The sequence below is a fragment of the Streptomyces sp. NBC_01384 genome (genome assembly GCF_045040035.1).
GTDB lineage: Bacteria > Actinomycetota > Actinomycetes > Streptomycetales > Streptomycetaceae > Streptomyces.
This window is the reverse complement of the sequence record NZ_CP109559.1, coordinates 7,369,500-7,383,293: the sequence shown is the minus strand read 5'-3', so window position 1 is coordinate 7,383,293 and position 13,794 is coordinate 7,369,500. Positions and strand designations below refer to the sequence as shown.

Here is a 13,794-nt window from a genome sequence, read left to right as displayed (position 1 = left end):
GTGCTTGTGGTCGTGCTGGTGTTGTGCCGCGGGGGCCCTCCCCCGGTCCGGCTGCCTCATGCTGACACGGCGGCAGGGGCGTCATCAGCGTCGACCGGGCTCCTTCGCGACGCAATGAACGAGCGGGCAGAATCAGAGGCCGTTCGGACACACCTGCAAGGGTTCCGTGCGGGGACTGAGAGTGAGAAGGACGCGGTGGCGCAGCGTGTCTGCGATCTTCTGGGTGAGCGCCGTCGCGGCGGGGACGAAGGCCAGGTCCCCTTCCAGCCCCATGACGATCGTCGCCTGCCTCAACTCCTCTTCACCGCCCACGCTTCGTGCCACTGTCTCGGCGGCGCCGCGGCCGACCGCCTCGAACTCCGCACCGGCAGCGCTCGCCTGAGCCGGGTCGCCGCTGACCCACGTGTTGTAGGTGTGCGTCAGCCGTGGCACGGCCTGATCGTCGCCGAGGGTCTCGCGGACGAGTTGCTCCAGCACGAAGCGCTGCTCGGCACCCGCGACGGGCGCGAAGGGCAGCAGGCCGACGGGGCGTAGGCCGAGGGCGGCTCGCGCACGCTTGTAGAGATCAAGCGCCAGACTCTCCAAGCGCCCGTATTCGGCTTCCAGGCCCTCCACGGTGAACACGCGCTCGCCATAGGTTCGAAGTTCCAGCAGGACGAGGCCAGGGTCGATCCTGGGGGTGCCGGACTGGTCCGGATTCCGGTCCAGGGACTGGTAGTGGGTCCGTACGCCCAGGGCGTCGTTCTGGGTCAGGGGGCGCGCGGGCGTCTCCATCAGCGCGTTGTCGAGGTAATCGCCGATCGTCGGTGCCCCCTGCCCGTCGTCGGCCGCCGACCGCCCCGGGACAAACCGGTCCAGGACTCCGCTGACCGATGTTTCTCCGATGTGGTCGCGGAAGCGTTCCGTGAACTGCCGCCGGATCGCGTGGGCGTTCGCGTCGAGGTAGGCACGGGCGGTGGGGCCGAGGTCCGCCCTGATGCCGCCCAGTGACATCCGGGAGGTCACGGCGGCGAAATTCTTCGTCAGGGCGATGTTGGACGCCGTGTACTGCGCCACGGCGGCGATCTGGGCATAGGTGAGGGCCATGAAGCCCTCCAGCGCGGTCCGCTCGTACTCGGTCGCGCGCGGTGCCGGTTGCGGGCGCGCCGCCGCCCACCGCGGAAGGTCGCTCGCGACCTCGCTGCCGAAGACGAGGGCGTCCCTCAGGTGTTCCGAGGACGCCTTCATAACGCCGCCGTGGGCGCGGGCGTGCTCCAGGACATGGGTGAGGAACTCCGTCAGTCCGCCAGTGGGCACACCAACGGTGTAGTGCAGGTTCATGCCTTTTGGCCGCATCATCGTGGTCTGCCGGCCGCCGAAGCGTACGTCCGGCTCCGCATCCGCGTGGACGGTGTATCCCGCCGTACTGGGAAAGAGCGCGGTGAGCGGGGCGTTGGGGCGCGCGGCGCCCAAGCGCGTGAGGACGTCCTCCAGGGCGGCGAAGACGGTGCTCCGATCGGCGCGCCCGTCGTAGGCGGAGCCCGGCAGCACCCGTATGGGGGAGCTCACGAACTCCAGGACCGGGTAGCCGGTCGAGTCGAGGCACAGTTCAAAGCCGTCGCCGGTGACCACGGTGCCGATGTCCTCTGATGTCATGCCCCTCGGGATGATCATGCCGTAGTCAGGCAGTTCGGCCTCGAAGCCGGCGGCCCCGGCGAACCCCTGCACGACAGGGGGCGTGGCGGGCCCCGGTAGCGGCCGCGCCAACCGTGCCGACACACTCGGCGCGGCCGACCGCGTGCGTTCCAGTTCGGAGCGGAGGCGCCGCTCCAGCCGTTGCACTTGCTCCCACCGCGCGCTCCGGCCGTTCTTCGACGCCTGCCAGGCGGCGATCGCGTCGAGGACCCGGGCCAGCCCGGCGCCGGAGTCGGGGCCGGCCGACAGTTCCTCGACCGCCTGGCCGACGGCTTGCAAGAGGGGGGAACGGCGGCGCGGACCCGAGGCCGATATCTCCCGCCAGAGGTCCTCGACGGACCAAACGCCGCCGTCGACGCGGCCCGCGACGGCCGCGGTCCGAAACCGCGTGGGCTCGGGCGCGGCCGTCGACACGGAAGCGGCCTCGGATCCGGCCGTCGCCTCAAAGGTCCCGGCACTCTGCCGCGGAGCCAGGTCCTCAGGACGCGGCTCGGGACCGAAATAGGCGGTACGGAGCTTCGGCGGGGCAGTCGGCCGTGGCCGGACGACCGTGGCGGCGGTCTCCGCAGAGGCTGCCGGACGGGCATCCAAGGTCTGCGGAGGCGTGGCTTTGAAGCCGGCGGCGGAAGGCACCGCGGCGCTGCTCTCCCGGTTGCGCAACCCTTCGGCCCGCTCGTGGGGCAGCGGAGGCTGCGGCAACTCCGGCTCCGCCGCCGCGGACCGGGCCTCGACCGGAGCATCCCCGGCCTCCGCCGACGCGTCCGCAGGGAGACCGAGCGCCGGAGCCCCGGCAACCAGCCCGCCGAAACGACCGCTCCACGCCTCCTCGAAGCGCAGGCGGTACGCGAGCGCCTCGTCCGGGTCGTAACCCCAGGCGTTCAACGTGACCCGGGCAGCCGCTTCCGCGTTCCCCGCCCGTTCAAGCGCCTCCTCGGCCACCCACCACGACGGGTCGGACAGCGACCCCGACGAGAACGACATCAACCGCGCAGCGGCCTGCGCGCTGTCAGCCCGCGCCCGCGCGAGCGCCACCTGCGCGTCCTGCCACAGCCCCCACGCCTGCTCCGCCGACACCGCGTCCCCCCGCGGCTCCGGCAACTTGCCCTGGACCACGCTGATGTCTTCGGCCCCGAACAGGCACCACCAAGCAGCCTCCTTCGCCTCCGGTCCCGGACTCGCCCCGTCCCAACCCGCCAACCACTGCGTGTACGTGGCGAACCTGACCGCGAACCCCTCCGCGGCCCCGCGACTCCCCTCACCGACCGCACCGGCCGGCTCGACCGTTGCGGCGAACCCGGCGCCGGTCAGACTTGGGTCGGACGAGGAGAAGTGATCGAGCGCGTCGTAGAACTCCTCCATACCCTCGTCCTCTTCGAGCGAGGAGAACGAGGTGGGACTCGAGAGCGAGGAGAAGTGATCGAGCGCGTCGTAGAACTCCTCCATACCCTCGTCCTCCCCCACCTCCGCGTCCCGCTCCGCGCCGTCGGCGAGCTGCCCCGTCTCTGAGCCGCCATGGGACTGGAGGTGGCCGAGGGACTCGGGGGCCGTGCCGCCGTCTTCGGCGCCCGCGGTGTCCTGGGCTGCGGTGTCTTCGGGCGCGCGCAGTGCCGCCTCGATGTCCAGGCCGACGGGCAGGCTGACAGTCATGGCGTGGGGTACGGGAACGACGAGGGTGTGGCCGGACCCCCGCATGGCGAGCACCAGCCGGCCGTCGACGGCGTACACCTGGTCTGTCCGCTCGGCGACGACGTTCGTCTCATCGGTGACCTTCACCTCGGAGGAGGACTTCCGCCCCTCGTCGGTGTCGGCACCCAGACCGATGTCGCCGAGGCCCCGGTCCCCGTCCAGGGTGCCCCCGCCGACAAGTCCGCCGCTGCGCTTGACGACGGACTTCCAGGTCTTCTCGTGCCTGGGCGCGGAGGACTCCTGAGCGTACTTGCGCTCCTTGACCTTCATCGTGGCGCCGGGAACCGGGCGGAGTCCGTCCACGTGGAAGTGCGCCAGGACCTCCTGGCCGGCGACGGGAACGGGGAGCGCGTCGCGCAGGAGGGCGTCCACACGGGGCAGCCACTGCGAAACTGAGGTCGCGGTCTCGTAGCGCAGCACGTCCTCGGGGCTCAGCACGACCCCGGAACCGGCCATGGGCTCACCCGCCTCCAGGGGTGCGCCCGGGACGGGGCCGCCCGCCGCCGCGACGAGCGCGTAGTCCCTGGCCAGGTGGGCCACCTTCATGTCCCAGGGCAGGAGTTCCTCCACGAGGTGCTCCCACGCCTCACCGGAGTGCCTCGGGAGCGGCGGCTCCCACTGGGGGTGGACCGGCGGCGCCTCGTCGGCCCGGGGCGGCGTGTCGGACAGGAACGCCTCGGGTACGAGGAGACGCACACGCAGGTTGGGCGCCGCCACCGCCTCGCCGCGACGGTCGTCCAGCGGTGCGCCCGGCAGGATCCGGTCGGCCCACGCCGTGGCACCGGCGGCCCCCGCCAACGCTCGTGCCGCCGCGGCTGCCGCCTCTCCCGTGCGCGCCACTGCTGTGTGCGCCACGGTCTCGATGTCGACGTGCACGGTGAGGGCGATCTCCTTGTCGAAGACCCACAGCGGCGAGGCGGGGTCCGCGCGCACGATGTCGAGCCGCTCGGCGGTCACGGCGTGGCTGGACCCTGCCTGACGCTCCCACTCGGCGCCGCCCGCCAGGCCGCCGTGACCCGAGTGGGTGCCGGCGTAGCCGTGGACACCGCCGCCGCCCGTACGGCCGGTTCCGTGGGAGACCTCCTCCTCGGCGCTGGTGACCGCCTGATTGCGGAACGTCGCTTTCATACGGGCGCGCGGGGCACCGGGCGGGTTGGCCCCGGGGTCCGTGACGACCGTGCCGGTCACGACCACCGTCACCCTCTTCGACCGCCCCCGCGCGTCCTCGGCGAGGAAGGTCAGCCTGAGCCGTTCCCCGCGCAGGAACGGGAAGCGTGTCAGCACGCCTTCGGCCGCGAACGAGGACTGCAGCGCAAGATAGAGGGAACTGGGGTGGTACCAGCGGGGCGCGTCCGGGGCGGCCGACAGCGGGATCGAGCGCAGCAGCGACGGGTCGGCCACGGCGATGGACCGCAGTACCTGGTCGAACAGCGCGTCGCCGCCGCGCAGGGACTCCACGTGCGCGGCACCGGGGAAGGCGGTCGCGTCGTAGTACTTCGTGGCCGGACGGGCCTCCCCCGAGACATCCGCGGCGGAGGTCAGGAACTCGCCGGCACGCTGCTCGGGTACGAGCAGCTGCACTCCGTCCTCGTAGCGCACTCGGAGCACCGACGGGGTGCGCACCTCCTCGCCCCGGGTGGCGGAGAGCCAGAACTCCAGGACCAGGTCGCCGATGTGGTGGTACGGCGTTCCCCGGTACGTGGCCCGGGTCATACGGATGCTGCCGACGCCCTGCGTCCGGCCGTGCCCGTGGGTGACGCCGCGGCCCACTTGAGCGTCAGCCGCCAGCCGGCCGATCGGGGCAGGGCGGTTGTGGCGGCCGAACTCCGGGCCGTCACCGCCCTCGGCCGCGAACTCCGGCCCGCGGGGGGCCAGCGGGCCGGCCTGGACGTCGGAGACCGCGCGTTCGGGTCCGGTGGTCCCCTGCGAGCGCTCGTACTCGTCCGGCCGCTGGTGCTCCGGGGTTTCCTTTCCGCCGCTGTGGGACGCGGCGCCCAGCCGTAGCTGGACCGCCGGCTTGAAACTCGCGGAGTAATTCGTCTCGCTGGCCTGCTGGCTGCTCAGCAGGTTCCGGGACGCGGCGTACTGCTCCAGTTCGACCTCGTCGGCGGTGCGCCCCAGGCCGTGGTCGCGCGGCAGGACTCGGGCACGCACCGTGAGGGACTGCTGCCAGCCGCCGACCGCCGGCAGGTGGACGGTGGTGCCGCCGGACCCGGTGAGCTGGGCGAACCGGGCGTTGAGGAACCGGTTGCTGAGCACGGTCCAGAACTGCTGCGGCCACAGTGCCTGATTGTCCGGCTCCGCCCACCGCGCATCGAGCCCGTTGAAGGCCCCGTAGTGGCCGGCCAGGACTGCGGGCAGGTCGGCGAAGGCGGCGAAGGCGGCGTAGACGCCACCGGAGCGCCCCTCTCCCAGGGGCAGCGAATCGGGCAGCCCGGCCGCCTCAGCCTCGGAGAGCACGGTGCCCCGCGCCGCCACCTCGCGCACGACGGGGCCCCGCTCGTGCGGCAGGTGGGCATGGGGCACGGCGAACTGGGCGCGCATGCCGTCTTCGGGCAGGAGGCGGTAATGGGCCATGGGGCGCAACGGCCCGTCCACCCGGGTGATGTCCACCGTCCACGTCGCGGCCCGGGTCACCACCGTCGCCTCGCCGTCGGTCTCAGTACGACGGTAGGCGGTGGCGGCACTGGTGCTGGTGAGTGACTGGACGCTCTCGCCACGGCGGGCGGCCTGGCCCAGCGCCTGGAAACGCAGCAGGTGCATCGGATCGAACCGCACACCGCCGCCCAGGCCCACCGCCGTCTCACTGCCGCGCTCCGCGGACGAGGCGGTCGCGTCGCTGGTCAGCGCGCGGTTGTTGACGGTCAGACTGGGCACCGATTCGGTATCCAGCGTCTCGCCGAGCTCCAGCGTGGCACGCACCCGGTACAGCCGCCCGCCGACACGGAGGTGCTCCACCAGGCCGACCAGGGCGCCGTCGTGCAGGGCTCCCGGCGAGAAGGTCAGGCTCAGCTGCCGCTCGACCGCCTGCCAGTCGACGGACGGGTCGGCGCGGTGAGCCTCCCACAAGCGCCCGAACACACTGCTCTCGATCAGCTCGGCGCCCGGAAACGCCGTCACCACGGCGAAGCCGAACCCGGACCGCGGTCGCGGGGTCGGGGCGCCCGAGTCGATCACGGGGCGCGGGCCGGGAATGGCCGGCTCTGTTCTGCGCGGGGAGTTCAGGTGGCGGATGAACGCCTCCGAGGTGCCGGGACGGTCCGGCATCCCGATCTCCAGCGGCGCGAGCGCCCGCACCTCGACCGGCTGCCCCCGGTCGGCGACGACCCGGACGGTGACCTCGGCCCGCGCGCTGAGCCGGAGATACCCGCCGGTCTCGTTCAGCACGGCATGGCCGAGGACCTGCTGCTGGTACTTGGCACCGTGGGCACCCTTGACCTCATACGATCCGGCAAGGCCGGGCGCCATACCGGTGACCATTTTGCCGAGGTGATGATGGCTGATCGCGTCCAGCGCCACGCCGACGAGATTGATCACCGTCCCGTACCTGCCGGAACTGGCGAACTTGGCTCCGAGCCCCTTGGCGGCCCCGCCACCGAGGTCCTGGCGGATCTTGGCGGTCTCTACCCGCGCCCGGCGGTGCACCGTGCCGGGCACCAGGCGGACCGTGACCCGCAGGTGGGCGCTGAGTCCGGGGACAGCGATGGTTCCGGAGACGTCGACGCCGTTCATCATCCACAGCGCGCGGTTGTCGAGGATCTTCGGTGTGAGCAGTTGCTGTTGGGCGGACTCCACGAACTCCTTGACGGCAGCCGCCGCCAACCCCCGCAGGAGCAGCGCGTGTTGCAGGCTCTCCACCACCTCGCCGATGTCGGCGGCGGTGACGACGAGCGGCAACTGGCGTACGGGGGCCGGTGTCGCCCCTTCCGCAAGCGGCGCGACGTCGGGTACGGGCACGGACTGCCCGAGCGTGCACGGCACGTGGAGGCGGATGTCCCGGTTGAGCCACAACATCTCGCCGCTCGCGCCGAGGCGCCGACCTCCGAACACCACCTCCACGCCCACGCCCACGCGGTAGCGCTCGGTGCCTTGGACGAACAGTTTCTGCCCGTAGATGACGGAGGCGCTCCACTTGTCGGTACGGCCCCAGCCCCTCTGCACGTCCAGCGCCCCGGGTGCGAACAGCATCGAGGCGTGCCCGGAGCCGGAGGCGATCGCGTTGCCGATGATGCCGAGGCCGCTGAGCCGGCCGCCGGACTTGCCGGTCGCCGAGAGCTCGCCCTCTCCGGTGGTCCCGGCGAACGAGACCGCGTAGCGGCTGGGCTGTCCCGGCACCTTGGGGGCTGGATCCGCCTGAAACCCGCGGAGCACGGGGCGCAGCCACACAAGGTCCCCGCCCACGACGAGCGTCAGTCCGCGGCCGAGGAAGGTGTCCCACTCCTTGCGCATCTCCTCCTCACGCTGTTCGCGGGCGCGGCGCGTCTCCGTCACGCCGCGGACCGGCTGGTGCGCCGTCAGCAGCCGGTGCAGCTCCTCCTCCACCGCGTCGGCGACGTCCTCGCCGTCCGCCCGCGCCTGAATGCCCGCCAACGCCTCGGTGGCGATGGACACGGTCTCCGCAGCGGCCCGGCGCAGCTGGGCGCCGGGCCCCGCGTACCGCTCCCGGTCCCTGTGTACGGCCCCGACCAGCCACCGGCGGTCCTGGGGCGACAGCACCCGTGCGGTGGGCGGCACGTCCTCGCGTGGCACCAGCTCGTCGAAGACCGACTCGCCATGGACGCCCGGGACGAGCCACAGGGCGTCCCGGTTGCCGACGGGCTCCGACAGTTCCCGCACGGCACGCGGTTCCAGGTGCTGGGCCTCGGCCGGGTGGGGACCGGCAGACAGGGCGGTGTCCTGCCGCCCCGTCTGCGCCGGGCCCTCGGGGTTCTCTCCGGTGCTGCGGGGCACGGCCTCCTCTGCGGAGCCGGCCTCCTCCGCCCGGTCCTCGCGACCGGCGTTCGCCAGGGCCTCGAAGTAGTCGACGAGTCGGCGCACCCTGGTGCCGCCGGTCGCGCCGGAGGGCCCGGTGTCGCTCGCGCTCGCCCCGGCCGGCTGCGTCGCCTGGTCCGCGGGCCGCGCAAGCCCGATCTCCAGGTCGGCCGGGGCCTGGTGCGCGCCGCCGGGCCGTCCGGTCCACGGCTGGGCTCCCCTGGCTTCGCCTAGCCGCTTCGCATGGCTGCGAGCCGCCTCCGCACCGGACCGCATGAGGACTTCCAGCACCGACGCCGCGTGCGCGTGATGCTCCGCGCGCGCCATGAGATCCTCGGGATCGCTGCCGATGACGACCGGGAAGTGGTCCCAGCGCTGCACCAGTTGGCGCGCCTGGTCCCATTGTTCGGCGGTGGCGAACGCGATGTCCGTGGCCGGGGGGAGGCTGGCGCTGAGGCCCGGTGAGCGCGTCGCACCTTCGAGGGCGCGCTCGGCGGACGAGGAGGCACCGGCTGCGGCTCCCTTCCGCCTCGGTACGCCGTCGTGCTGCGTGGTTCTCTCCTGCCGCAGCCCTGGCCCGTCGCTGCTCTGCGAGCCCTCGAGGCTCTGCCAGTCCGTCGCCGTTGCCAGCACGCTCGGGTGGTAGTAGGCCGCCGCTGCGTACACGACGGCCGCGCCGCGGACGTCCCCCGGGCTGCTGACGAGGTAGTGCGCGATCCGGGCAACCGCTTGATCGTTGAAACCCATGGCATCGAAGGAGCGCGAGAAAGACCCGCCGGGGCGCATCCTCGTCACCTCCGCGACGACCTGCCTGGCGGTGTCCACGGCCTGCTCGAAACCGGGGTCATGGCGCGCCTCCTCCCAGGAGAGCGCGAACCGGTGGGCGGGCTCCAGCGCGTCGGCGAGACGGCGGTGGGCGCCGGCACCGAGGCGTTCGGCGAAGTTCTGCGCCGCCTGCTCACCGTGGCTGTGCAGCTCGTAGGCCACGTGGACCTCGGCCAGTTTGCGGTAGTCCGCGAACAACCTGGTGAGGTGCCGCTGTTGCGGTGTCAGGGACGACCCGAGCACAGGGATGTGCGCGCCGGTGAGCACCAGCCCGCGAGCCTCGGACATGATGCCGGCCAGTTCCTGCGGCGGGAGTTGGCCTAGTATCTCCGCCTGCGCGTGCGCAAGGGGGTCCTGGCGCACCACTGTGTCCCATGTGACCTGGTGCGTCGGGCCCGTCTGCCCGCTCGCCCCCGCGTGGTCGACGCCGGGCTGCCCGGTGCTCAGCTCGATGATGTCGGTGTCGTCCTCGCCTGCGTGTGCGTCGGCCCCACCGTGCGTGGCGTGAGCGTCGGCCGTGCCGTCCACGACGTGCGCTTCCGTGACGCCGCCGACACCACCGACGCCGTGAGCGTCGGCCGTGCCGTCCACGTGTGTATCGGCCGTGCCGTCCAACCCATGCGCGCCCGTTGTGTCATCAACTCCCGTGTGTACGCCGGCGGTACGGGTCGGATCACCGCTCCCGCGCGACTGCGGCTCCCGATACTGCCGGGCACCGGACATCGTGCGGTCGAACTTCGGAACCGCAGAAGGCGGGGCGCTCTCCTGGAGCACCTGCCCACTGCCGGCGTCCTCCCGCGTGGCGCCCTCGCCGCGACCGCGGGGTGAGCCACCGTCCTGCCCGGCCAAGCCGTCATCGGAACGTCCGCCGGCATCGGTCGGCGCCGAGTCGGCAGGGGCATCCGTCCCCTCCGCCGTATCACGGCGACCGTCGGGCAGATACCCGGCGTCTTCCCGCCCGGGAGCCGGCCGCTCCAAGGGGCGGTCGCGCAGGGCTTCCGCCTTGGTCTCGAAATGCCGCTCGTGCTCTGCCTCGTGGTCCAGCCACGCTGCCGTGTCGTGGTCCGCGCGCTCCTCGTGCAGCAGCTCCCGGCGCGCCTCGACGGTCTCGGTGCGGTAGTCGGCACCCACCTTGCGCAGCGTGTCGGGGGCGACCTCGTAGTGGTGTGTGATGCTGTCCGGGTGGCCCACCACCCGGTGGAAGTCCTCTGCCGCTCCCCGCACCGCGTGGGCGAGGTCGGCCTCCAGGTCGAGACGTCCCGGCAGTGAGGACCGAAGCCCGTCCTCGTACCGTGCCCAGTCCCGAGGCGCCGTCGCCCCACCGGCCTCGGCGTCGGGGGAAAACTCACGGATCCCGCGGAACCCGAGACCGTGGTGCGTGTCCCAGTAGTCGTCGACGGCCCGCTCCACCGCCTTCTCCCAGTCCGCGGAGACGCGCTCCCGCGCCTCGGAGTCGAACACTGCGGTCGGGTCGTGGGCCTCGCGCCGATCGATCAGCTCCGTGAGCTGTTGCCGAGCGCGGCGTACCTGCGTGTCGCGGAACTCGGCATGGGCGAAACGGTCGTCCAGCGAGTCGAGCACCGAAGCGTAGTGAGAGTCCCAGCTGGAGGGCGCGGCGGCCGTCCCCTCGGTTCCGGGCTTCGGAAAGTGCTCCTCGTACGCGGTGCGGATGTCGTCCTGGAACTCCCTGCGCACCAGGGCGAGGCTCTCCCCGTCCAGGGCGATGTCGCGGCCACGGCCCGACGCGCCCGCGGACGAGTACGGCAGGTCGGACCAGGAGTCCCCCACGACATCATCAAAGTGGCGGGCGGCGTGGACGACTTGGCGCTCGCGGTCGTGGTAGTGGGCGAGGTGCTCGGGAAGTTGCTCACGGAAGGTCTGGACGGCGGAGTCGACGGCGGCGCGGCGGGTGGCCGCCGTCGACTCCGCCGTACTGTGCCAGGCTTCGCTCACGGCGTCCGTGAGCCGGTCCTGCTGCTCGTGGAAAAACCGGTCGAGGGGCGTCGCGTCGGGTGACAGGACTTCGCGGAAGATCCCGCTGGACGGGTCCTCCTCGAAGGTCGGCGTCCCACGCTCGCCGAGGTAGTTGCCGCGCAGGAGGTCCTGCTGCCGGAATGTCTCCAGGTCCCCGGGGAAGCGATCGCGGAAGGCGTTACTCTGGCGCATCTGCTCGCTCAGGTGGGCGAAGTCGTCGGCGAGCGCCGACTGGTGCTCGGGGCGCAGGCCCTCGTAGTGCCGGGACCAGCCACTCGCCCCGCTTTCGTCCCAGTGGGTGTCGAGGTCCGACTTCAGGCGTTCGCGGTAGTTCTCCGCGACATGCTCCCTCGCCCCGCTGACGTGCTCCAGGCGGGCGGCGCCGTCGGGGTCCCCTTCGGCGAACCGCTGCCAGCCGCGTTCGACGTCGATCTCCATGGCTGAGGCGTGCCGGTCGAGCGTCTCCTCCATCGGCAGCCGCTGGTGGTACCGATGGTCCCTGTCCCGCGTGAAGGCGTCCCAGTGTTCCTGGCGCGAGGGCTCCGGACGGGACGGCGGCAGGTGACCGGGGTCTCGGTCTCCACCGTGTCCTTCGCCGGGGCCGGCATGACGGTCCGCGCCCTCCCGCTGCTCCTGCGACAACGGCACGTCGTCGTGGGAGCCGTGCCCCGCACCGCCGGCCTCGTCGGGACGGCCGACGCCGAGGCGGTCGAGTTCGGCCGGACGGGTACCACCGGACTCCGCCCCGGGGCCCGCGTGCGGAAGGTCGCTGGCGCTCAGTGGGCCGTGGTCGGAGGTCGGGCCGGAGTCACGGCTGTGGAGCGAAGCGTAGCCGTCGTCGGGGCCGGTGCCGTCGAGGTGGCTCTCGCCGTCCGTCCGGCGCGGCCAGGTGGTGGCGCGGTCCGGGGACGCGGGGCCCGCGGTACGGCGCCCCCGCGCCGGGTCGTCGGCACGGGGCAGTGGCTCCCGGCCCGCGGCGGGGTCGCCCGGAGGGGTGCGAGAGGTCTCGGGCACCGTACCGCGCTCCGGGCGGGGCGACGGTTCGCCGGCATGCGGGACACCCGTTGCCTCTCCGTCCGGCAGTCGACCGGCCTGCGGGGACCTCGACGGTTCCGGGGTGGCCAGGCGGGACCCGGAGGACATCCCCGCGCTCTCTTCGCTCCGCATCGGTCCGCCATGTCCCGACGGCTCCGCGACGTGCTGCGGCCGCCCGCTGCCAGGGAGGGCCTCGGCCGGATCCTCCCCGGCACGCGTGCCGCTCGCTCGGGAGACGGCCCCCGCATCCGCTCGGCCGTTTCCGCCGTCACTGCGCTCCGTCGGTGCGGTGGCATTCTCCTGGTGCGGGGTACGCGGCACCGGGTCGGCCGCGCCGGCTCCGGTGGAGCGGGACGGAGCGGGGCCGCCGTCCACGCCGACGGGACCGCCCGGTGAGGTCTCCACCGCATGGGTGTCCCCATATGCCGGGGTCGACGGGCGCGAGGTGGGCGGTTCGTGGCCGCCGTCCGCCACGCCCGCACGTCCCACTGGCCCCTCCGCCGTCCCCGGTGCCATCGGGCGCGAACCCGCCGGACCGACCTCGCCATCCACCACGCCCGCACGGCCCACCGAGCCGTCCGTCTGGGACTCGGGAACGGGGCGTCCGCCGCTGGTGGAAAAAGTAGAGGGACGGCTGCCCACGATGTCGGGACGACCGTCGAAGCTCCTTCCGGGCTGGCCGGCGCCGTCGGCCTCAGGAGTGCTGGACCGGCTGGTGCCCGTGTACGCGAACCCTGCGGACGGCTCGCTGTAGCCGCTGCTGTGGGAAACGTCCGAAACCGAAAGACTGTCTTTGTACTCCCAGCCGTCGGCCTTGCTGGACCCGTACCCGGAGTACTCGTGCGGGGTGTTGAAGTCGGCGTTCCCCAAGCCCGGGAAGTCGGGCAGCTTCACGTTCCCGTTCACGCCCGCGCCGGCAAAGCCGGGGTCACCGGACTTGGGCGGGTCGACCTTGGGGACGTTGCCGTGCCAGGCGTCGGGGATGATCCCCTTGAGGCCCTTCCCGATTCCCCCGAACGGGATGCTCTTCGCGCCGAAGCCCAGACCGAAGGCTCCGGCGACGCCGAGGTTGATGCCCTCCTGCCTCCAGTCCGTGTGGAAGGGGAGGTTCGCGATCTTGTCGGCGAAGTAGGTCGACAGCTCGTCGACGCCGAGCTGGAGTCCGGTCATGATGACCGGGTTGACCACGAAGTCCAGGATGAACTCAGTGACCGCCTCGCCCACGACGGCCACCACGCTCTCCAGCGAGTCGATGAGTGCGGTGAGACCGGCTCCGAGAACTCCCATGATCGGGAAGAGCAGGATCCCGAAGATGCTGGAGAAGATGCCCATGAGGGCCTGCGCGAGTTCGAACTTCCTGACCTTCTTCTCGTACTCCTCCGCCTGATCGGCGTAGTTCGAGAGGGCTTGGGCGATCTCCTGGGCAGGATCGACGAGCTTGTCCAGGATGCCGTGCACGGCTTCCCAGCCGGCGGAGAACTCGTTGTACCCGGCACCGCTCCATGCCACGCCGGAAGCCGCGCTCTCCATCTCGGCGAAGCCGCTGGACAGGGCGTCGGCCATGGCCTGCCACTGTGCTGCGAGGGCCCGGACCCCGGAGGCGTCGAATGCACCGGAGTGATCTGCCAT

1 protein-coding gene is annotated in these 13,794 nt (G+C 72.3%); it reads right to left on the bottom strand.

What is annotated here, in order from left to right; translation table 11 throughout:
* Positions 1-132: 132 nt before the first annotated feature.
* A complete protein-coding gene (locus OG747_RS33740) occupies positions 133-13,794 on the bottom strand; it encodes a hypothetical protein (protein ID WP_405883138.1) in 13,662 nt (4,553 codons plus the stop codon).

Bases quoted from the DNA above. Each gene is read 5' to 3' on its own strand.
- OG747_RS33740 (WP_405883138.1), bottom strand. From the start codon at position 13,794: ATGGCAGATCACTCCGGTGCATTCGACGCCTCCGGGGTCCGGGCCCTC.